Raw genomic sequence first — 21,092 nt, 5'->3', positions numbered from 1 at the left:
TCGTCGTGGTGCGGACGGAGGCGGGTCGGCAAGTCCAGTCTCGTCGAGGAGTTCCTCCGGCGTACCGAGACGCCGTACCTGACAGAGCTGCTCGACGCCGTCGCCAGATCCACCCTCCCGGAGCGGGCGCTCTTCTCGGAGGAAACCCCCGGAGCATGGGACCGCCTGCTCTGCCGCAAGCCCGTACTTCTCCTCCTGGTCGGATCCGACCTGTCGATGATGGAGGCGCTGAACAACTACGACCGCCCCTTCCATCAGCGGGGCCGGGAGATGGTGGTGGGGCCGCTGAACCCGGCCGACATCGGTGAGATGCTCAGGCTCTCGCCGGCGGCGGCCTTCGATGCCGCCCTGGTCACGGGTGGTCTGCCGCTGATCTGCGCGGAGTGGCGGCCCGGAGCGGATGTATCCGCACATGGCGGAGATCGAGCGGCTGCGGGGGGACCTCACGCTGAGCCGGATCAAGGAGCAGTGGACGAGCTGGCGGGGCCGCGCGATCGAGCCTCTCGTCCGGGAGTCCCTGGCCCGTCTCCTGCCTGACGGACTCCTGCCCGCCGCCCCGGCGATCAGCGGGTACTGGACCCGCAGCAACGACGTCGAGATCGACTTGGCCGCGTTCGACAGCCATGACCTGGCCGCACTCCAGAAGCACCGGGCGGCGATCACCGACGGCCCGGTCCCCCTCGTGGCGGTCTCCCGCAACGGGATCGGCTGTTCCGGGCTCCATGCGGCGTACGGACCCGAAGAACTGCTCAGCGCCTGGCGCAGGGCGTGAGCAGGGGCTGAGCAGCCGCACCCCGGGATCAGGGCGTCGTGCTCGGGATCACGCAGTTCTTCGGCTGGGGCTTGCCCGCCGGCCAGCCCAGGCCGACGAACTTCAGGGTGCCCTCGCCTTTTCGGCCCGGGTCGAGTTCGACGATGGCGGCCGGTTTGTCGTAGGCGTTGCCGCCTGTGGTGAGGCAGATCAGGCCGCTGGTGGCCTGGACCCGGTGGCGGGACTGGAGGAGGGACCACTGGCGGCCTACGTCCTCGCGGGTGGGGGCGGTGGTCTCGGGGGCGCCTCGTTGGGCCTGGTGGAGGGCCTTGCCGATGGTGATGAGGCCGTCGTAGACGAGCATCGTGCGGGAGTCGTCCAGGTTCGGGGTGGAGCCGAGTTTGATGCCCTCGCGTCGGGTGGCAGTGATCTGGTTCCTGAGGGTGTCCAGGGCCGCCTTCGGTTCCGTGAGGTACTGGGGGAGGTCCTGGGTGGGCGGCTTCTCGGTGTGGGTTGCCTTGTAGGTGTTCGTCCAGTTCGTCAGTTCCGTCGTCCAGGCGTCCGGGTGCGCGGGGGCCGCGTACTGCACCGTCACCTTCGGCCTGCCGTCGTCGCCGCGGAGCCGGGCCCAGTCCTTCTCGGTCATGGCCTGGCGCAGCGAGGCCGCGTCGGAGCCGCTGACGATGGTGTAGTGGCGGTTCTCGCAGCCCACCTGGGCGAGCTTGAGGGCGAAGATGCGCAGGTGGAGCGTGCGGCCCGCGAAGTAGATCGTGTCGGCCTCGGAGTCGCAGATGTTGTTGGCCGTCTGGGTGAACTGGTTGCCGGTCGAGCCCGCCTCGTCGATGGACGGGGACTCGAAGGACATCGCGGCGGGGCCGGCCGGGCCCTTCTCCTTGATCCTGCTGAACGCCCTGGCCAGCGACTCGTTGTAGCCGTCGGGGCGTTTGTCGTAGACCAGGACCGTCCTGAGGTTCCGGCGGCCGCGTTCGCCGTTGAAGTTGGCCAGGGCCTGGGCCGCGTCGTTGTTGGTGGGGAGGATGCGGGCCAGGCCGGGGAACTTCAGAGCGGCCATGCCGTCAGGCCGGTCCTCGTTCGCGATTCTGTCGCCGCTGATCCGGGCCGCGAGTACCGGGATCTTGTTCTCCGTCAGGCGTTTCACCGCCGCCTCCGTGGCGGCGAGGCTCAGGTTGAAGCCGGTGACCGCGCGCAGCCGGTCCTCGGGGGAGGCGGCCATCCGCAGGAGGGTGTCCACGACCTTCGCCTGACGGCCGTAGGCCTGCCCGGGGTTGGCCAGCACCAGGCGGATCCTGGGTGGTTCGCCCTCGCCCTCGTTGGCCTGCCGCTGGCCCAGGTAGGCGCCCTGGAGGTCGCTGCGCATCTGCCGGCGCAGGGCCTCGCGGTCCGACTGGAGCGGCAGCATCATCGCCACCGTGACATGCGGCTGGTTCGCGATCCTCTGGTTCTCGCGTGCGATGGCCCGGGCCACGTCGGCGATCTCCGGGGTGTCGAAGTCGTAGCCCTCGCCGTTGACGCCGACGCACTCGCCCTCGATCCGCTCGACGCCGTCGGCGCAGGTGTCCGGCCTGCTGAGGAGGGAGGTGGTGAGGGTCACGCCTGCCACGATCGCCCCTACGAGCAACACCGAGTAGAGGATCTTCCGCCATCTGGGCATGCCCGTTATCTCCTTCGCCGGAGCTGTTCGGTGCAGGTGCAGCGCAGCAGGGGCTGTTCGTTCTCCGCGAGGCCGCTCCAGTCCGTCGCCGTCCTGCTGAGGCGGCCCGCGCCCTCGAACTCCATGATCGAGAGCAGGTCCAGCAGCTTGGCCAGCGTGCGGGCCGTCTCCTTGCCGGTCGGCCTGGTCCGCTCCTCGCACAGCCAGACCGCGTGCAGCAGTTGGTCGACGGTCCGGCGCAGCGGCGGGCCGTCCGCCACCACCAGGCCCTGGGCGCGCTCCCGCCGGGCGTCCGCCCCGCCCGGATAGGGGGCCTGGGCGATCTCCAGCAGGTCCGCGCACCATGCGCCGGGGCGACCGGGGAGTGTGGCGGCGAGGTGGCTGACCACGTCGTCCGCGCCGCCGGACACCAGGTGGTGGTTCATCCGGTGGGCGGTGAGCGAGCGGAAGGCCCCGTCGCCCTGGGCGCCCTGTGCCTGACCCGCCGCGCGTTCCGCGTAGTGGTCGCGCAGCAGATGGTGGTCGGCGTACCAGGCGGCGCCGCCGGGGCGGAGGCCGTAGAGCCGGTGCACCAGCAGTTGGCGGAGGCCGAAGTCGCCGATGAAGTGGCGTTCGCAGGTGGGCCATCCGGTGTCGGTGAGGAGCTGGGACACGTGATGGGCGGTCAGGTGGTGGACGTGGCCGAACTGGTGGTGGCGGAGCAGGACGTCCGCGCACTCCGTGTCGTGGGCCACCGACAGGTGGGAGAGGAGGTCGAGCCACTGGGCCCGGTGCTCGGTCGGCAGCCGTACGGGTAACTGGTCCAGGATCAGTTCGCGGAGCAGGACGTCCGCGACCGGGCGTTCGGGGGTGTCGTCGCCGGGGAGTCGCAGCGGGGCGTCCAGGATGTCGCGGTCGTTGGCGTCCGCCGGCATGCGGAAGGCCGCCGCGGCGGCGGACAGCCGGATCACCGTGTGCGGACGGCCGCCGCTCAGCCGGGCCACGGCGGCGTCGATACGGCGGCGGTTGGTGCCGCCCTCCGGCTCGGCGCGCTGCTGTCTTCGTACGGTCTCGCGGCGGAGCTGGTCGCCGGTGAGCAGCGGCATCCGCAGCAGGACCACGCCGTCGGCCAGGGGCGCCCGGTCCGCGGCCTCGTCCGTACGCCGGGACCAGGCGGGCGGGGCGCCGTCGGCCGGCCGGTACTCCGCCGGGGGCGCCGCCTCCTCGGGCGGCAGGCCGCCGTGCAGGAACGCTCCGCCGTCCGAACGGCGTGCCGTGCCCACGATCACCACGCGGTCGCGCTGCCCGGCCCGGCGGTCGGTGAGGACGGCGCGCAGCAGTCGCTCGCCGAGGGGCGACTCGGCGTGGTCCAGCAGCATGGCCGGGCGGCCGACCCGGCGGAGCCAGCCGGAGGGCGAGGCGTACGCCGCCTCCAGGTCCTCGCGCAGGGCCCGGAACAGGAAGCTCTCCGCCACCTCCCGTGCCTCGCCGCCGGCGCGGAAGTCGGCGGCGAGGATGCGCAGCCCGATCCTGGGCTGGCCGGCCGCGCCGGGATAGGCGCCGTAGAGCCGCTCCAGTTCCGCCCTGCCCCGGGGAGCCAGACGCTGGAAGAGGGCGTCCAGCAGGGCGTTGCTGACGGCCGCCGAGTACGGGTCGAGTGCCTGCCCGTACAGGGTCATCAGCAGGTTCCGGATGGCGCCGCGCAGCACGCCCCGCCAGAAGTCGCCGGTGCCCAGGCCGCGCAGGCGCTGCTTCTGGGCCAGGCCCTCATAGCGTTCGGCCTCCGTCGCGACCGCCTCGGGCGTGCCCTCCGTGACGCCGGTCGCGATCATGGCCAGTCCCGGGAAGAGCCGCGGGAAGGTGAACGAGCCGCCCGTTCCCTGCCAGGTGCACAGCCGGCGGGCGACCTCGACCAGGGCCTCGGTCGTGGCCGAGCGGGCGCCGGGCTCCGGGTCCGCGCGGTCCGCGTACACCGGTGAGGCGCAGTCCAGGTGGATCACCGGCACCTTGGCGGCGAAGCGGTCCCGTACGGCGCGCAGCAGGCGGCCCTTGCCCATGCCCGGGCCGCCGGTGAGCAGGACGACGGGCAGGTCGGAGCCGTACATCAGGTCCCGGCCGGCCCCCGACGGCGTCCGTCCGAGCAGCCGCGCGAAGAAGCCCTCCTCGCCGAGGAGTTTCTCGAACCCCAGTTCTTCACACACGGACCCCCCATGGAGTGCCTGCCCGCCCGGAGGCGGGTGACCCGTGACCGATGTGCCAGAAAAGATTCAGTGGAACACGGAACCTCTGACCGGACAACGGGGGTGGCACGGACGGAAGTTGCCGGTGATCGCGCGGACCGTGGCCGGGGGTCATCCCTCCGGCGGTCGCTCGTCGGTCCGGTCCGACGTGGGCCAGACGTAGGGGAGGTCGTCGGGGACCCCGGGGAAAAGCTCCGCGTACGTGGTCGCGTCCTTGCGGACCAGGGCCGAGCGGTGGCTGCGGTGGAAGGTGTCGTCGCCCAGCCAGGGGGGCAGTTCGCCCTTGGCGGCCAGCAGGGGCTGGTCCCGTACCGGCGCGTGGGGGCGGGTCGCCGCGAGGTCGGCGACGAGGGTGGCCGCGCAGGTGTCCTGATGGCCCTGTTCACGCCAGACGCGGCAGATCTCCAGGCCGTAGCGGACCAGAGCCTCCTCGTAGCCGGCCCACATCCGCACGGCCGGGTGCCGGCGCCACGCGTAGTCCGGTATGACCAGGCCGCGCAGCACCTGCAGCGCCTCGACCCGCTGTTTGCCGAGCCGGCGGCGGTCCAGGACCAGGGCCGACTCCCGGAAGCCGGGGTAGGGAAGGAAGGTCTGCATCCGTCCTCACGGGAGAGGCAGTGTCTGTTCCGCCCAGATGGTCTTGCCCGTGGCGCTCTGGCGGGTGCCCCAGCGCTCGGTGAGCTGGGCGACGAGGAGCAGGCCGCGGCCGCCCTCGTCATAGGAGCGGGCCCGTCGCAGATGGGGAGCGGTGTTGCCGCCGTCGGAGACCTCGCAGATGAGGGTCGTGTCGTGGATCAGGCGGAGCTGGATCGGTGGCTCGGCGTGGCGGATGGCGTTGGTGACGAGTTCGCTGACGACCAGCTCGGTGACGAAGACGGCGTCGGACAGCCCCCACCGCGCGAGCTGCGCCACCACGTCCTTGCGGGTCTGGGCGACCGCTGACGGGTCGGCCGGCACCGCCCAGGTGGCGACGTGGTTCGCGTCGAGCGCGCGGGTACGGGCGATGAGCAGGGCCACGTCGTCGGCCGGGCGCTGCGGCAGCAGGTCGGAGAGCACCGTGTCGCACAGGGCGTCCAGCGAGGTCGCCGGGCGGGCGAGGGACTCCCGGAGCCGGTGGACCCCGGCGTCGATGTCGCGGTCCCGGTTCTCGATGAGGCCGTTGGTGTAGAGGGCGAGCAGGCTGCCCTCGGGGATGTCGATCTCGGTGGCCTCGTAGGGCAGGCCGCCCACGCCGAGCGGGGGCGCGGCCGGGAGGCCGACGAGCTCGACAGCGCCGTCGGGGCTCACCACGGCCGGCACGGGATGCCCGGCCCCGGCGAGGCAGCAGTTCCGCGACACGGGGTCGTAGACGGCGTACAGGCAGGTCGCGCCGACGTCGCCGGAGGTTTCCGGGTGGCCGGTGGTGTCCGAGTGTCCGGTGGTGTCCGAGTGTCCGGTGGTGTCCGAGTGTCCGGTGGTGTCCGGGTGGCCTGAGGTGTCCGGGTGGCCGGAGGTCTCCCCCTGCTCCTCCTTGTTCAGCCGGGCGACAAGGTCGTCGAGGTGGGTCAGGAGCTCGTCGCACGGCAGGTCGATGTCCGCGAGGGTGCGTACGGCCGTGCGCAGCCGCCCCATGGTCGCCGAGGCGTGCAGGCCGTGGCCGACGACGTCGCCGACGACCAGCGCCACCCGCGCGCCCGAGAGGGGGATGACGTCGAACCAGTCCCCGCCGACGCCGGCATGCCCGCCCGCCGGGAGATAGCGGGACGCGACCTCGACCGCGGCCTGCCGGGGCAGCCGCTGCGGCAGGAGGCTGCGCTGGAGGGTGACCGCGGTGGCACGCTCCCGGGTGTAGCGGCGGGCGTTGTCGATGCTCACGGCCGCCCTGGCCGCCAGTTCCCCGGCCAGGACCAGGTCGTCGTGGTGGAAGGTCTCGGCGCTGCGGTACCGGACGAAGAAGGCGACGCCCAGGGTGGTGCCACGTGCGGCGAGGGGCACGGTCATCACCGAGTGGATGCCGAACGCCCGGACCCGGGCGGCGCGGGCGGGGTCGCGTGCGAGCCACGCCGCGAACTCCGGGTCGGTCACCTCGTGCAGGGCGGGCCGCCCGGTGCGCAGGCTCTCGAACGGCGCCGAGCCCGGAGGGTAGGAATCCACCTGGCCGGCCGCCACGGCCGACTCCGGTGCCCCCGGAGTCACGGACCGCAGCGCGGCCCGCCGCAGCCGCAGCGGCCCGTCCGCCGGAACGGTGTGCGCGGGCGGTTCGGGTACGTCGTCCAGCGTGTCCAGCAGATCGACGCTGACGAAGTCGGCCAGGGCGGGGACGGTCACGTCCGCCAGCTCCTGGGCCGTGCGCGTCACGTCGAGCGTGCTGCCGATGCGCCGGCCGGCCTCGGCGATGAGCTGGAGCCGCTTGCGGGCCCAGAACTGCTCCGTCATGTCGTGCGCGGAGAGGCAGACACCCTGGACGGTGCCGTCGTGGTCCCGCAGCGCGGACAGGAAGACCGACCAGGCGTGCTCGTGGTCCTCCCCGGGGGCGCGCAGGTAGTTCTCCTGGTACTCCGGCTCGCCGGTCCGCAGCACCCGGGCCATGCTGCGTTCCGCCCGCTCACCGGCGTCGTCGTCGACGATCTCGGACACGCGCAGCCCCACCATCTCCTCCTCGGTGAGCGCCGTGGAGCGTTCCATGTCCGCGTTGGCCCGCCGCAGTCTCAGCCGGGTGTCGTAGATCGCCAGGGCGCAGCACGGGGACTGGGCGAAGCTCCAGCTCACGAGGGATTCGTCGAGGCTGGGCCGCGGCTGCCCACCGGCCAGGGCGGAGACGATGAGCCAGGCGCGGGGGCCGGTGCCGGGCTCCCTGTGGTGGGCGAGGATCCTGACCGTCTGCTTGCGGCCGTCGCGGTGCCGGAGCGCGACGTCGCCGTTCCAGCGAGGCAGTCCGGCGAGGGCCGGCATGCCGCCCCGCACGGGGATCGGCTCGGCCAGCAGATCCGCGGCACGGCGGCCGGTCACCTGCCCGGACGCGTACCCGAGGAGCTGCTCGGCGCCCGCGTTCCAGCCGGTCACCGTGCCGTGTTCATCGAGGGTGATGCGGGCGGTGAGGGCTTCGCCGACGAGTGCTTCGAGGGCTCCGGGTGCTTCTCCGAGCGACCGGCCGGCCCGGCCGACGCTGACGGGCTGCTCCATGATCGGTCATCTCACTCTCGGGGTGAATGAGCCATAACCCCGGACAAGCGCAATTATCACCTGGTTACCCCGATTACGGCCGGTATCACCGTGCCGCCACCGGCTGGGAACGTGTTCCTCGACAACCGCTGCGGCTAGGACACGATCCGCACCTTCTTCGACACCGTCACCTGGTCGACGTCCGACACCCGCACGGTCGTCTTCATCGTCCAGTTCCCGGGGAGGGGCAGGTTGACGGAGTTGGTGCTCCAGTAGCCGCCCACGTCGGTCAGTTCGGCGTCGATCGGGCCGACCTTCCGGGAGGGCAGGGTGAAGGTGACGCGGACCTCGGGGATGACGATCAGACCCTTGTCGGAGCCGTAGACCACGGCCTGGACGCCGTTCTCGCCGACGCGGGCCGGGTCCACGGTGACCTGCACCGATCCTCGGCCGGTCACGGAGTCCGTGCCCGTGTCGTAGGGCACCGTGATCAGGGTCGTGGGCGGCAGCGCGCCCGCCGGGGCCTGCTGCGCTGCCTCGGCCTGCGCGCGGCCCGGCAGCGTGGTGGTGAGCAGCGTCGTGATCAGCAGCACCACGGCGGCGACGGCGACCTCGATGAGCACGGAACGGCGCAGACCACGCCGCCGCACGTCCCCGTCCCCGTCCCCCGGCTCGGGAGCCGGCGCCTCCGGCTGCTCCGGCTCCTCGGCGTCCGGCATCCCGGGCCCTCCGGTCGCTTCCGGCGACAGCGGGGCGCCGACCGGCTGCGCGACCCGTTCGCGTACGGCCACCGTCCGGGCGGTCGCCGGTGCCGCGAGGCGTGCCGTCCAACGGCGCGAGTACCCGGCCGCCAGCACCAGCGCGGTCACCGCGACCAGCTTCGCGAGCAGCAGCCGGCCGTACGACGTGCCGGTCAGCGCGGAGACGGAGCCGAGGCCGCGCCACGACTGGTACACGCCGGTGACGACCAGGACCGTCACCGAGGCGAAGGCGATACGGGAGAAGCGGGGCACGACCTCCGTCAGGTCCTCGCCGGACGAACGGCGCAGGGTCAGGAGCAGTGCCACGAGCCCGCCCAGCCAGACCCCGGTCGCCAGCAGGTGCAGCACGGACGACGTCATCGCCAGCGGCACCTGGATCCCGGCGGAGGCGTGCTCGGCCGCCGCCCAGGTCAGGGCCAGTCCGACGGCCAGGGCCGTGCCCACGGCCAGCGCTACGGGATCCCTGCGGTCGCGGCGGTCACGGCGCCTGGACAGCCACACCAGGAAGGCGGCGGTCAGCAGTAGAACGGCCAGCCTGGCGAGCAGGGCCAGGCCCGGGCGGCTGGTCAGGGTGCGGCCGAGGGCGGAGGCGTCGAAGGCCGACGCCGGGCCCGCGCCCGCCTCGTACGGGGCGCGCAGCAGGAGCAGGACGGCCGTCGAGCCCAGCAGCGTCCACCAGGCCGTCACCAGCGGCCTGCGCAGCGGGGACCTGTTCGCGGGACGGCACAGCAGCGCGAACGCCGCCGCGCCGACGAGCAGCGCGGCGGCGAGGTAGGCGAGGTAGCGGGCGGCGTCGTAGAGGCCGCCGGTCAGCGGGTCCTCGTCCGGGCCGGTGTCGATCTGCGTGGTCGTGGCGGACCGTTTGCCGACGGAGAAGCTGAAGGCGCCGGAGACCGGGTGGCTGTCGGCGGACACCACACGCCAGGCCACCGTGTAGGTGCCCTGGGCGAGCTTCCCGGGCAGGCCGACCCGGGCCGTGTCGGAGCGGCCGTCCGCGTGCGTGGCCTCGCCGGTGTGGACGCGGCGCTGGTCGGGGCCGAAGACCCGGAAGGAGTCGTCGAGCAGGCCTACGGATTCGGTGAAGGTCAGGGTGACGCTGCGGGGGGCCTGTTTGACGACGGATCCATCGTCAGGGTCGGTGGTGCGCAGGGCTGCGTGGGCCGAGGCGGGGGCTCCACTGAGGAAGAGCAGGACCAGCACGGTGCCGAGCAGCACCAGGGCTTGGAATCGCCGGGGGTGTCCGACATTGCGCTCCTCGTTCCGCCGTGGGTCCACGTGGTTCTCCGTGTTCGGGATTTCCGGCCTCGGGATACGTACGGATGGGAGTTGTTCGGCGCTCAGCGGGGAGGGTGGTTTGTGTGGTGTGGCGGCTGCGGGTGTGTGGGGGTTGTTCGCGCGCACGCGGCGGAGCCGCAAATCGATACAGCCCCGCGCCCCTAAGAAGCAGGTCGCGACAGCCCTGCGATCCGAGCAGCCTCCGTCGGATAGCGCGCCGTCAGCTCCGCCTCATCCCCGTGTTCATAGCCCTCGAACGTGAAGCCGGGCGCCATCGTGCAGCCGAACAAGGTCCACTGCCCGCGGGTGCTCCCGCCCATCCAGGTACCTGCCGGGACGGTGAACTGGACGTGCTGGCCGCCGAGGACATCCGGTCCCAGCACCACCGTCCGGGTGCTCCCGTCCGGGGCGAGCAGGAGGAGTTCCAGGGGATCGCCGAGGTAGAAGTGCCAGACCTCGTCGGTCGGCAGGCGGTGCAGGGCGGAGAAGGCGTCCGCTGTCAGGAGGGCGACGATCGCCGTGCCCTCGGGTCTGCCGTCGGGGCGTTCGGGACCGGCCCAGGTCTGCCGGAACAGGCCGCCCTCGCGCGGGAGCGGCTCCAGTCCGTAGTGGGCGACGAGCTCGTCGGGAGTCACCCGGGGAAGAGTACTTCCCGGTCGAGGAAGGCGAGCTGCGCCTTCTTCTCGGGCAGGTACACGTCCGGGAGGTCGATCTCCGGAAGGACGACCACCGGCCCCTCCGTGAAGCCCAGCTTGAGGAAGCGGGCCACGGCCCTCTCGTTGCGTACGTCCGGGTCGACCACGACCCTCCGGCGGCCCAGGCCCAGCAGGACGTATCCGGCGATGGACGCCACCAGCCGGGCCGTCCAGCCGGAGCGTGTGCCGCCCGGGCCGGCGGGGGCGAGCAGCAGGTGGACGCCGATGTCGCCGGGCCGGACGTCGTAGCACTCGCTGACGCGGTCGGCCTCGGGCTCGTAGGTCTGCAGGAGGGCGACCGGCTCGCCGTGCCGGACGACGAGGAAGGCGTGGTGGGTGGCGAGGGTGTCCAGGTGGGCGTAGGTCTCGGCCACCTGCCGTTCGGTGAGGTCGTTCATGCCCCAGAAGGCGGCCCGGTCCTCGTTCACCCAGCGGTGGATCACGGCGGCGTCGGCCTCCGGGTCCAGGGGCAGGACGCGGACGGTGCCGAAGCCGTCGGTCGCCTGCTCGTGGACGGCCGCGCGGGAGGCGTACGGGTCAGACATCGGCTTCCTTCTTCAGCAGGGTCCAGTCGGTGACGACCGGGACGAGATCTCCGGCGAGCCAGAGGGGGAGCTGGTCGCGGTGGTGGGTCGAGCCGGGGACGCCAGAGGCGCCGAGCGGGACCACCCAGCGGCTGTCGTCGCGCCGGGCCAGGTCCCAGACGTAACGGGCCGCCGGGCCGCGGGCGGCGCGGTCGGTGAGGCCCGGCACGCCCGAGGTGCACAGCACGCAGTCGTGGTCGCCGGACAGCGCCGGTTCGTCGTACGGCGTCTCGGGGTGCAGCGGTCGCCAGGGGGTGAGCCGGTGTGTGTCGCCCCAGACACCGGCCGGGGGCCGCCCGGCCACGTCCTCGAGCGCCGCGCGGACGGCCGCCGGGCGGTCGATTCCGTACAGGTCCTCGGCCCGCAGCAGGTGTTCGAGGGCGAAGCCGACCCGCGGGAGGAGGGCCAGCCAGGGCTGGAACACCTCCGGGTACGCCGGTGGTACGGCGAGCGCGGCGAAGGCCGGGTGCGCGGCCAGGTGTCGTACGACCGCTCCGCGCACCGCCGCGTAGCGGGCCGCGTCGGCGCTGCCGGCGTCCATACGGCGGTCCCAGGAGAGGAGGCGGTCCCGGAGGGCGGCGGCGTCGGGGGTGAGGCCGCCGAGGGCACGGAGGTGGTCCAGGAGGGGGCCCGCGGAGGCGAGGTGGGTGTCCGTGTGGATCGTGGGCATGTCGGCGGCGGACCAGCGCTCCTTGCGGGAGAGCAGCGCGGCGATGCGGCCGGCGCGGTGCGGCGGGGCGAACTCGACGCCGAGGGGTTCGGCCGGGCCGCGCTGGTTGGCCATGACGGCGACGCCGTCGGTGAGCCCGGCGCGGGGCGTCTCGTGCCGGCCGTGCCATGCGTGGCCGGGCTCCCAGGCGGGCACCACGCGCATGCGGTTGGACTCGGCGCGCAGCGGCACCCACCCGGCCACGCGGTGCAGGACACCGCCCTCGGTGTCGGCGGCCTGAACGACGTTGACCGGCTCGGCCCACCGGTCGAAGGCCCGGTCCACGTCGGCGACCCGGCGGGCCCGCAGCAGCGGCAGCAGGGCGCCGAAGCCGAGATCGCCGGTGACGCGGGGCGGGTAGCGCAGGCTGATCGCCACCGGCACGCCCAAGAGGTCCGCAGGGTCGCCGTCGAGGCCCTCGGGGCCGCCGATGACCACCGGGCCCCGGCCGGTCTCGATCACCTCGACCTCGACCGGCTCCTCGCCCGCCACCTCGACGGTCTCCGTGTGCCGGGCCGCGCGGTGCCAGACCCCGTCCGGGCCGAGGGCCTCCACTCCGACCCCGGTGCGCCGCAGCCGCTCCCGGTAGAGGTCCTGGTAGTCGGCCATGGCGTTGGTGATCGCCCAGGCGACGGAGCCGGTGTGCCCGAAGTGGGCGATGCCGGGGACACCGGGGACGGCCAGGCCCACGACGTCGAACTCCGGGCAGGACAGGTGGATCTGCTGGTAGACGCCCGGATCCTCGATCCAGCGGTGGGGGTCGCCGGCGATGACCGCCTGCCCGGTGACGGTCCGCTCCCCGCTCACCAGCCAGCCGTTGCTGCCTGAGGTGCCGGGACCGTCGGTGGCGAACAGGCCGATGGCGTCCGCGTCCAGGTGGGCCAGGGCCTGCTCGCGCCAGAGCTTGGCCGGGAACCCGGCGAAGAGGATGTGGGTGGCGAGCCAGACGCCGAGGGGCGTCCAGGGCTGCCAGGACCCGGGCGTGAGGCCGGTGCGGGCGAACTCGGGGGCCGCCCCCGCCCCCTCCGCCAGCCCCGCGTTGACCCCGTCGACGTACGCCCGCACCCACCGGGCCGTCTCGGGGTCCCGTCTCTCCAGATCCGCGAAGCAGCGTCTGGCCGTGTCGTCGAGTCTGGCCCGTCTGGCGAACCGGTCCCAGGCGAGGGCGCTCTCGCCGAGGAAGGACGCCGAGGTGCCCTGGGCCCGGTGCCGCTCGGCCTCGAGCTGCCAGGCCCGGTCGCGGGCGGTGACGCGGCCCTGCGCGTGGGCGAGTTCGGCCGCGCTGCCGGCGCGCAGATGCGGAATGCCCCAGGCATCACGGTAGATCTCGGTGGCCACGCTGTGCTCCTTCTGTTCCTAGGGTTCTTTAGGTTAGGCTTGCCTAAGTTGATCGTCCGGAATAGTACGTGAAGGGTGAACAAGCGATGGGGCAGGGGCGGGGTTGGGAAGGCGCGGTCCTCAAGCTGCTGCGCGCGAAGGATTTCGTGTTCACCGTGACCGGCGCGCGGGACGTCACCCCGGACTACCGGCGGCTCTCCTTCACCGACGGCGGTCTGCTGGCGGTGACCGGCGTCCATCCGACCATGTGGGTCCGGCTGTGGTTCGACAACGCGGGCAAGCCCCACCAGCGGGCCTACACCCTGGTCGACCCCGACCCGGAGGCCGGCACCTTCAGCCTGGAGTTCGCCCTGCACGAGGGGTGCGCCAGCGACTGGGCCAGGACGGCCGAGCCGGGCGACACCGTCGAGGCGACCGTCCAGGGCACCGGCTTCGAACACCCGAGCCCCGCGCCCTCGCACGTCTTCGCCGTCGGCGACCCGGCCTCGCTGCCGGCCATCAACTCCCTGCTCGACGCCCTGGGTTCCGCCCCGGCCACCGTCTGGTTCGAGGGCGGCGGCGAGGACCTGCCGTTCCGCACCGACCCGGCCCGGCACGAGCTGCGCAAGGTGCCGCGCCAGGGTGCCGAGCTGGTCGACCAGGTGAAGGCGGACCTGCCCGGACTGCTCCAGGACGCCTCCGACCCGTATGTCTGGATCGCCTGCGACACGGCGACGACCCGGACCCTGGCGGCCTACGTACGCAAGGAACTGGGCCTGCCCAAGCAGCGGGTGCACGCGCTGGGGTACTGGCGCGCGTCCTAGAGGGCTGCGGGAGCGCGGCCCGGCCCGGGCCGGGGGATGATCGGGGCATGGACGTCACCCTTCACCTCGCCCAGGACCCCGAGGCCGACGCGCTGCTCGGCCGCAGTCCGCTCGCCGCACTGGTCGGGATGCTGCTGGACCAGCAAGTCCCGATGGAGTGGGCGTTCAAGGGCCCGGCGACGATCGCCCAGCGGCTCGGCACGGACGACCTGGACGCGCACGAGATCGCCGCGCACGAACCCGAGGCCTTCGCCGCGCTGCTCTCGCAGAAGCCGGCCGTGCACCGCTACCCGGGCTCCATGGCCAAGCGGATCCAGCAACTGTGCCAGTACCTCGTCGAGCACTACGACGGTGACGCCGAGGCCGTCTGGAAGGACGTCGGCACCGGCACGGAGCTGCTGAAGCGGCTGGCCGGGCTGCCGGGCTTCGGCAAGCAGAAGGCCCAGATCTTCCTCGCCCTGCTCGGCAAGCAGCTCGGGGTGCGGCCGACGGGGTGGCGGGAGGCCGCGGGCGCGTACGGCGAGGCGCAGTCCTTCCGTTCCGTCGCCGACATCACCGGGCCCGAGTCGCTGATCAAGGTGCGGGCACACAAGCAGGAGATGAAGGCGGCGGCCAAGGCGGCGAAGGCCGCCGGCCAGTAACGCCCACAGGCGTCAGCCACGTGGCCCGCCCCAGGTGGCGGGCCCTTCCGGCCCGGTCCAAGCATGGATCATGACGGTCCCGCGCGGCACCTTCCGGAACTCATGGCTGCGGGTGTTCGTCCTGCTGCTCGCCCTGCTCGTGCCGGGCGCGCACGCCGAGGCGCACACAGGGCCGACGGTCACCGTCTCCGGGGAGAGCACGGCCGTCGAGTGCGATGTCCTCGACACCGCCCTGCGCCCGTCGGCCCGGGCCGCCCGGCGCACCGCCGTCCCGCTGCGCCCCGCCCCGCTCCCGGCCCCCGGGCCCGCGCACACCGCACCGCGCCCCGTGCCCGTACCGCCGGGCCCGCCGCACGACCCTCGCCCCCTGCGCTCCGAGGTCCTGCGCTGCTGACCGGACCGGACACCGGTCCCTCAGCCCCGCACGGAACAGGAACGACGAGGAACGACGAGGAACAGCCATGCTTCAAGACCCGTACGCGGTCCTGCGCGCCCTGCTGCGCGCGGAGGCCGCCCGAAGCGCCCCCAAGCCCCCTTCCCAGCCGGACACGCGGAAGCCGCGGCACCCCTCGAAGGAACGGGAACGCGACTGATCCACCCGCGGCGGCGGAGGCGGCACAGAGCAGAACAATCGCCCACGCCGCCCCCACCCCCGAGCACTACCCAAAACCCACCCCCAGATCTCCCCACCCAAATCCGTCCCCACGGACCGGGCCAGGGACTTGAACACCCCGCTGCCGACCACCTGCTCCACGGCGGACGGCCGTTCTTCCGTACGTTCCTCCACCGGGGCGGTGGCCTCCCGCATCTCGTCCGGCCCCTTCGCCCCGCGGCCGCCCCGGCCGTCCGACAGCCGCTCGTACGCCGACTCCCGGTCCACGGCCCGGGCGTACCGCTCGTACAGCGGCGACTCCCGCACCGCCCGGTCCAGGGCCTCCTGCCCGACCGGACCCATCAGGGACTCGGGCGCGCGCAGCCGGGTCGCGGCGACGGGCGTCGGGGCGCCCTTCTCGCTCAGCACCGTCACCACCGCCTCGCCCGTCCCCAGGTTGGTCAGCACCTCTTCGAGGTCGTAGGGGGACTTCGGGAAGGTCCTCACCGTGGCGTTCAGGGCCTTCTGGTCGTCGGGTGTGAAGGCGCGCAACGCGTGCTGGACGCGGTTGCCGAGCTGGGCGAGGACATCGGCGGGTACGTCCTTCGGGGTCTGCGTCACGAAGAAGACGCCGACCCCTTTCGAGCGAATCAGGCGCACGGTCTGCGTGATCGACTCCAGGAACGCCTCGGAGGCGTCGTCGAAGAGCAGATGCGCCTCGTCGAGGAAGAAGACCAGCCGGGGCTTGTCGACGTCGCCGAGCTCGGGCAGGTCGTGGAAGAGGTCGGCGAGCAGCCACATCAGGAACGTCGAGAAGAGCTGCGGCCGGTCCTGTACGGCGTTCAGCTCCAGGACCGAGACGACGCCGCGGCCGTCCTCACCCGTCCGCAGCAACTCGGCCGTGTCGAACTCCGGCTCCCCGAAGAAGCCGGACGCGCCCTGCGCCTCGAAGGCCGTCAGGGACCGCAGGATCACCCCGGCCGTGGCGGCCGACAGACCGCCGATCGTCTTCAGCTCCTGCCGTCCCTCGTCCGAGGTCAGGAAGGTCACGACCGCCCTGAGGTCCTTGAGGTCGACCAGCTCCAGGCCCTTGCTGTCGGCGTAGTGGAAGATCAGGGCGAGGGACTGCTCCTGGGTCCGGTTCAGCCGCAGCACCTTGGACAGCAGCACCGGTCCGAAGCCGGTGACCGTGGCCCGGACGGGGATGCCGCGGCCGTTGCCGCCGAGGGCGTAGTACTCGGCCGGGAACCCCGTCGCCGTCCAGCGCTGGTGGACGTCCTTGGCCCGGCCCTCGACCCGGGCGTCCGAGCGGCCCGGCGCCGCGATCCCGGAGAGGTCGCCCTTGATGTCGGCGAGGAAGACGGGCACCCCTTGGGCGGAAAGCTGCTCGGCGATGAGCTGGAGCGTCTTGGTCTTGCCGGTGCCGGTGGCGCCCGCGACCAGGCCGTGGCGGTTGAGCATCGCCAGCGGCACCCGGATCTGCGCGTCCGGCAGGCACTGCCCGTCCCACAGCAGGGCGCCCAGCTGCAGGGCGGGTCCGGAGAAGGCGTAGCCGGAAGCGATCTTCAGGGCCTCCTGGGGGAGGGCGGCGGCACGCTCCGACACTTCCGGAGCCGGCGCCGACGGCATGGTCTCGCGGTCCGGCATATTCACGCCCCTGTTCCCGGTTCGTACCGCCTTGTGGGGTTTTTTTCAGCGTCGCACTACGGCGCCATGGCTGCGCCCGGAACGTCTTGCCCGGTAGGCTTTCCGTGTGATCTTCAAGCGCATCGGAAACGGCCGGCCGTACCCCGACCACGGCCGGGAAAGCACCCGGCAGTGGGCGGACGTCGCGCCGCGCCCGGTCCGCCTCGATCAGCTCGTGACGACCAAGGGGCAGCTGGACCTGGAGACCCTCCTCGCCGAGGACTCGACGTTCTACGGCGACCTCTTCGCGCATGTCGTGAAGTGGCAGGGCGATCTGTACCTGGAGGACGGCCTGCACCGCGCGGTGCGGGCGGCGCTCCAGCAGCGCCAGGTGCTGCACGCGCGCGTGCTCGAGCTCGACTGACCCCCGCCGGTAACGGGTTGCCCTTTCGGGTTCGTCTGGTCCGTCTGGGCGATGTCGAATGATCATCTAGTAGGCATCGTCGCCCAGGCGCACTACGCTGCGCTCATGAGCATGCTGACTCCCCCCGGCATGGGCGGCAAATACCGCATCACGGGCAACAAGCACCCCCGGATGCGCGGGCCCCGGCGGCGCGGCAGGCTCGTCGTCGTGGTCGTCGCCTCCGTCACCGTGCTCGGCGTCGGCGGCTGGGGCACGCTGCAGCTCATCGACGTCTTCACCGGCGGTGGCAGAAAGGCTTCGGCAGCCGGCAACGGCACGGACTGCGCCCCCAGGACCAAGGCGAGCGCCTCGCCCCCCGCCAAGGCGCTGCCCGAGCCGCGCACGATCACGGTCAACGTCTTCAACGCCACCACCCGCAGTGGTCTGGCGAAGAAGACCGCCGACGAGCTGAAGAAGCGCGGCTTCAAGATCGGCGACGTGGGCAACGCGACCAAGCAGTACGACAAGAAGGTCAAGGGCACCGGCGTGCTGCTCGGCCCCGCCGCCGCCCTCGACAGCTCGCTGCCCGTGCTCGGCACGCAGCTCCCGGACGCCGAACGGCGTACCGAGGAGGCGCGCAAGGGCGCCGCCGTCGACCTCGTCATCGGCGACGGCTTCAAGGATCTGGCGAAGAAGCCCGACGCCGACCGGGCCCTGACCAAGCTGGCCAGGCCCGAGCCGGCGGCGACGCCGAAGAAGGGCTGCTGAGACGGGCTGCTGAGACGGGCTGTTGAGACGGGCTGTCGAGGGGCTTGATGCGAGGGCCCCTCAAGGGGTCCGGGGGTGCCTTACTCCGCCGCGCCGTACATCCGGTCGCCCGCGTCGCCGAGGCCCGGCACGATGTAGCCGTGCTCGTTCAGGCGCTCGTCGACCGAGGCGGTCACGACCGTCACCGGGGTGCCGGCCAGCTCGCGCTCCATGATCTCGACGCCCTCCGGGGCGGCCAGCAGCACCACGGCGGTCACGTCGTCGGCGCCGCGCTTGATCAGCTCCTGGATCGCCGCGACCAGCGTGCCGCCGGTGGCGAGCATCGGGTCCAGCACGTACACCTGACGTCCCGACAGGTCCTCCGGCATCCGCGTCGCGTACGTGGAGGCCTCGAGGGTCTCCTCGTTGCGGATCATGCCGAGGAAGCCCACCTCGGCGGTCGGCAGCAGCCGGACCATGCCGTCCAGCATGCCGAGCCCGGCCCGCAGGATCGGCACCACCAGGGGGCGCGGGTAGGAGAGCTTGACGCCCGTGGTCGTCGCGACCGGCGTCCGGATGTCGACCTGCTCCGTGCGCACGTCGCGCGTGGCCTCGTAGGCGAGCAGGGTGACCAGCTCGTCGGCGAGACGGCGGAAGGTCGCGGAGTCGGTGCGCTGGTCGCGCAGCGTGGTGAGCTTGTGGGCGACCAGTGGGTGGTCGACGACGTGGAGACGCATGTCCACAACAGTAGCCGGGCCGGGTTGCACCGGTCGCACGGCAAGCCCACCGGCGGGCTGTCACCCGTTCGCCTGGCGTCAATCGCCCGTCCGAGGGAAGGCGGGAAGGACGAACTGGGGGTGATGAGCCAGATGCCCGACCGGGATTTCCGAGAAGATCTGTCACCGCGCGCATGGCCCGGGGCGGACCCGGCGGCCGGCCGGACGGACGAGCCGGACGTGTCGCCCGCCGAGCGCCGCCGACGCCGCGCCCGCTTCCTGCGCGACCTCGCCGAGGCCCGCGAACTGCGCGACCGAGTCCAGCCCCGCCGCGCCAAGACGGCCCGCCTGCGACACGCCATGCGCATGCGCACGTTCCGCTGGTAACACCGGCCCACGCCACCCGAGGGCACCACACGGGTACGCCGCCGACACCCACACGCACCCATCGGTGCCGCCGGCACGCTGTCCGACCATGGGGCCCGGACGGGTCCGTCGGTGGCGCCCGCACGGGTTTGCCGTGGCGCCGCCACGGGTCCGTCCGGAGGACCCGGACGCCTTCGCTGCCACGGCCGCTGCGTCCGCCCGTGAACCGGCACGCGTCCAACCGTGGGACCCGCACAGGTCCGTGGGTGGGACCCGCACGCGGCCGTCGGTGTCGCCCGAACCGGTTTGCCACGGGTCCGTCCGGGGGCCCGGGCGCGTCCGGTGCGCAGGGTCGTGCGCGGCCGACCAGGGTACCGGTACGCCTTCCGTCGGGAGGACCCGTATGCGTTCCGACGGTGGGGCCTTGACGCGTCCGCCGGCGGAACCGCACGCGTCCGACCGTGGGACGCCCGAGTGTTCCGCCGGTAGGAAACGGGTGAGGAAACCGTCGGAGAAGATCACGAACCGCGCGGGCGTTGTCGCGATGACCGTGCGTGGAGTGGGGGAAAGCCGCGTACGATCCGCAGGTGGCGGCAACGAGCGTGCGATCAAAACTGCCGGACACAGGGTGCCGAAGACGTCCCCTGAACGCCTTGTTTCTGCCACGATTCCGAGTGGGCGGGGCTCGGACGAGCACTCCCCGCCCTCAACCTCCGCCGGGGGGACCCCCAACCGGCACGCCTCTGACCAGTGGGAGAGTCACGGTGTACTTCGCCGCACTGCTCGCGCGCACCGAAGACGGGTGGAAAGCGAGCGACACAGAGCTCGACGATGTGGAAACCCTGTCGGATCTGGCCGACCTGGCCCGTGAATCCTCCCCCGACGAGGACACGGTGCTCGTGCTCATCGAGCAGGAGGACGCCTGGTTCGGCGTCGTCCGCGTGGACGGCGAGGACGACCCTCGTATCTACGTCTCGGACGCCGCCGCCGCTGCCCGCAGCAGCTACGGCGAGATCCTGCTCACCGATGAGCTGCTCGGCCGGGATCCGGACGACGGGGACGACCTGGACGCCCTCGATCTCGACGGCACCGAGGACGGTGAGTCCGACGAGGACGAAGCCGAGGACGGCGACGGGACCGCAGGCTCCGCCGACGCCGTGCCGCACGGCCCGGTCGGCGACGTCCAGATCCTCGACGACCTGGGCGTCAGCGAGAAGGAACTGCGCCTGATGTCGACGGAGGCCGTCACCGAGATCGCCGAGTCCCTGGGCGCCTCGGAGACGCTGGAGGCCGTCCGCTGACCGGTCCCGTCGGCCCGGGACCACCGGATCCGGTACGGGACCCCTGGCGGCCCGCGATGCGACTCGCCCTGGACGAGGCCGCCGAGGCCGTCCGGGGCGGGGACGTCCCCGTCGGCGCCGTCGTACTGGCCCCGGACGGCACGACCGTGCTCGCGGCCGGGCACAACGAACGCGAGGCCGGCGGCGACCCGACGGCCCACGCGGAGGTCCTCGCCGTCCGCCGGGCCGCCGCCGAGCTCGGCGGGTGGCGGCTCGCCGGCTGCACCCTCGTGGTGACGCTGGAGCCCTGCACGATGTGCGCGGGCGCCATCCAGCAGTCCCGCGTCGACCGTCTCGTCTACGGCGCCCGTGACGAGAAGGCCGGCGCGGCCGGCTCCCTCTGGGATCTGGTCCGCGACCGGCGGCTCAACCACCGGCCCGAGGTGATCGAGGGCGTGCTCGCCGGGGAGTGCGCGCGGTTGCTGAGCGACTTCTTCCGGAACCGCTGAATACCGATTTCTGAGCACGCCGACCCTTGCTGTAATGTCTCCCTCGGTAGCGTGTCCGAGCGGCCGAAGGAGCTCGCCTCGAAAGCGAGTGTGGCGCAAGTCACCGAGGGTTCAAATCCCTCCGCTACCGCTCTTGTGAAGGGCCCCGTCGCTTGTTCTAGCCCGGGGCCAGGACGGCAGGTCGTCGATGAGCCCCCCGACCTGGCCGCAGGCCATCACGCCCAGGTCGGTGCGGCCGTCGACCATCGCGGCCTTGAGGAGCAT

General features: G+C 72.7%; 18 protein-coding genes, 1 tRNA gene and 1 pseudogene. 10 read left to right on the top strand and 10 right to left on the bottom strand.

All coding sequences use genetic code 11. The features are described from left to right. Positions 1-772 (top strand): annotated as a pseudogene (locus ACFTZL_RS19605) (DUF234 domain-containing protein); the annotation flags it as partial. 28 nt (positions 773-800) lie between these two features. Here ACFTZL_RS19605 and ACFTZL_RS19600 read toward each other — a convergent pair. The 8 genes from ACFTZL_RS19600 to ACFTZL_RS19565 form a co-directional block, all read right to left on the bottom strand. Further along, positions 801-2,423, bottom strand: a complete 1,623-nt coding sequence (locus ACFTZL_RS19600) for an amino acid ABC transporter substrate-binding protein (protein WP_382584105.1) — start codon at positions 2,421-2,423, stop codon at positions 801-803. 5 nt (positions 2,424-2,428) lie between these two features. Next, on the bottom strand, positions 2,429-4,603 hold the full coding sequence (locus ACFTZL_RS19595) for a hypothetical protein (protein WP_382584103.1): 2,175 nt from the start codon (positions 4,601-4,603) through the stop codon (positions 2,429-2,431). 150 nt (positions 4,604-4,753) lie between these two features. Then, positions 4,754-5,239, bottom strand: coding sequence for an MSMEG_6728 family protein (locus ACFTZL_RS19590; protein ID WP_382584100.1), 486 nt, complete (start codon positions 5,237-5,239; stop codon positions 4,754-4,756). Positions 5,240-5,245: 6 nt separating this feature from the next. Next, positions 5,246-7,804: a SpoIIE family protein phosphatase gene (locus ACFTZL_RS19585; RefSeq protein ID WP_382584097.1), complete on the bottom strand. Its 2,559-nt coding sequence runs from the start codon at positions 7,802-7,804 to the stop codon at positions 5,246-5,248. Positions 7,805-7,938: 134 nt separating this feature from the next. After that, complete coding sequence (locus tag ACFTZL_RS19580; RefSeq protein WP_382584115.1) at positions 7,939-9,759, bottom strand: copper resistance protein CopC; 1,821 nt, start codon at positions 9,757-9,759, stop codon at positions 7,939-7,941. A gap of 221 nt (positions 9,760-9,980) precedes the next feature. Continuing rightward, positions 9,981-10,454 (bottom strand): cupin domain-containing protein, encoded by a 474-nt coding sequence (locus tag ACFTZL_RS19575; RefSeq protein ID WP_382584095.1) that lies wholly within the window; start codon positions 10,452-10,454, stop codon positions 9,981-9,983. After that, positions 10,451-11,059, bottom strand: a complete 609-nt coding sequence (locus ACFTZL_RS19570) for a GNAT family N-acetyltransferase (protein ID WP_382584092.1) — start codon at positions 11,057-11,059, stop codon at positions 10,451-10,453. Before ACFTZL_RS19570 ends, ACFTZL_RS19575 begins: the two co-directional genes overlap by 4 nt. Beyond that, complete coding sequence (locus tag ACFTZL_RS19565; protein ID WP_382584089.1) at positions 11,052-13,145, bottom strand: penicillin acylase family protein; 2,094 nt, start codon at positions 13,143-13,145, stop codon at positions 11,052-11,054. The genes ACFTZL_RS19570 and ACFTZL_RS19565 overlap by 8 nt, the downstream gene beginning before the upstream one ends. An 86-nt stretch (positions 13,146-13,231) precedes the next feature. On the opposite strand from ACFTZL_RS19565, the gene ACFTZL_RS19560 reads away from it, so the two are divergent. The 3 genes from ACFTZL_RS19560 (at position 13,232) to ACFTZL_RS19550 (ending at position 14,983) form a co-directional block, all read left to right on the top strand. Then, on the top strand, positions 13,232-13,948 hold the full coding sequence (locus ACFTZL_RS19560) for a siderophore-interacting protein (RefSeq protein ID WP_382584086.1): 717 nt from the start codon (positions 13,232-13,234) through the stop codon (positions 13,946-13,948). Between the two features lie 47 nt (positions 13,949-13,995). Further along, the gene (locus tag ACFTZL_RS19555; protein ID WP_382584083.1) at positions 13,996-14,589 is read left to right on the top strand and encodes an HhH-GPD-type base excision DNA repair protein; all 594 of its coding nucleotides are present in this window, start codon (positions 13,996-13,998) and stop codon (positions 14,587-14,589) included. Positions 14,590-14,659: 70 nt separating this feature from the next. Continuing rightward, entirely contained in the window at positions 14,660-14,983 is a 324-nt protein-coding gene (locus tag ACFTZL_RS19550) for a hypothetical protein (RefSeq protein WP_382584080.1), read from the top strand. A 72-nt stretch (positions 14,984-15,055) separates the two neighbouring features. On the opposite strand, the gene ACFTZL_RS19545 is transcribed toward ACFTZL_RS19550, so the two are convergent. Continuing rightward, on the bottom strand, positions 15,056-16,828 hold the full coding sequence (locus tag ACFTZL_RS19545; RefSeq protein ID WP_382584112.1) for a helicase HerA-like domain-containing protein: 1,773 nt from the start codon (positions 16,826-16,828) through the stop codon (positions 15,056-15,058). Positions 16,829-16,934: 106 nt separating this feature from the next. On the opposite strand from ACFTZL_RS19545, the gene ACFTZL_RS19540 reads away from it, so the two are divergent. Both ACFTZL_RS19540 and ACFTZL_RS19535 read left to right on the top strand, forming a co-directional pair. Next, a complete protein-coding gene (locus ACFTZL_RS19540) occupies positions 16,935-17,231 on the top strand; it encodes a type II toxin-antitoxin system VapB family antitoxin (RefSeq protein WP_003999914.1) in 297 nt (98 codons plus the stop codon). A gap of 129 nt (positions 17,232-17,360) precedes the next feature. Then, positions 17,361-17,978: a LytR C-terminal domain-containing protein gene (locus ACFTZL_RS19535; RefSeq protein WP_382584109.1), complete on the top strand. Its 618-nt coding sequence runs from the start codon at positions 17,361-17,363 to the stop codon at positions 17,976-17,978. Between the two features lie 80 nt (positions 17,979-18,058). Here the strand turns inward: ACFTZL_RS19535 and upp are convergent, their stop codons facing one another. Beyond that, positions 18,059-18,694, bottom strand: coding sequence for a uracil phosphoribosyltransferase (gene upp / locus ACFTZL_RS19530; RefSeq protein WP_382584077.1), 636 nt, complete (start codon positions 18,692-18,694; stop codon positions 18,059-18,061). A 132-nt stretch (positions 18,695-18,826) separates the two neighbouring features. Here upp and ACFTZL_RS19525 point away from each other — a divergent pair, with 132 nt between their 5' ends. From ACFTZL_RS19525 to ACFTZL_RS19510, 4 genes are all read left to right on the top strand, one after another. After that, positions 18,827-19,060, top strand: a complete 234-nt coding sequence (locus ACFTZL_RS19525; protein ID WP_382584107.1) for a hypothetical protein — start codon at positions 18,827-18,829, stop codon at positions 19,058-19,060. A 743-nt stretch (positions 19,061-19,803) separates the two neighbouring features. Continuing rightward, positions 19,804-20,340 (top strand): hypothetical protein, encoded by a 537-nt coding sequence (locus ACFTZL_RS19520; protein ID WP_382584074.1) that lies wholly within the window; start codon positions 19,804-19,806, stop codon positions 20,338-20,340. A gap of 56 nt (positions 20,341-20,396) precedes the next feature. Further along, positions 20,397-20,828, top strand: a complete 432-nt coding sequence (gene tadA / locus ACFTZL_RS19515; protein WP_382584071.1) for a tRNA adenosine(34) deaminase TadA — start codon at positions 20,397-20,399, stop codon at positions 20,826-20,828. A 45-nt stretch (positions 20,829-20,873) separates the two neighbouring features. Beyond that, positions 20,874-20,958: transfer RNA gene (locus tag ACFTZL_RS19510), tRNA-Ser, on the top strand. Positions 20,959-21,092 lie beyond the last annotated feature (134 nt).

It is taken from the genome of Streptomyces sp. NPDC056948 (genome assembly GCF_042674225.1).
In the GTDB taxonomy this organism is placed as follows: Bacteria; Actinomycetota; Actinomycetes; order Streptomycetales; family Streptomycetaceae; genus Streptomyces; species Streptomyces purpurascens.
This window is presented reverse-complemented; position numbering and strand designations above follow the sequence as displayed.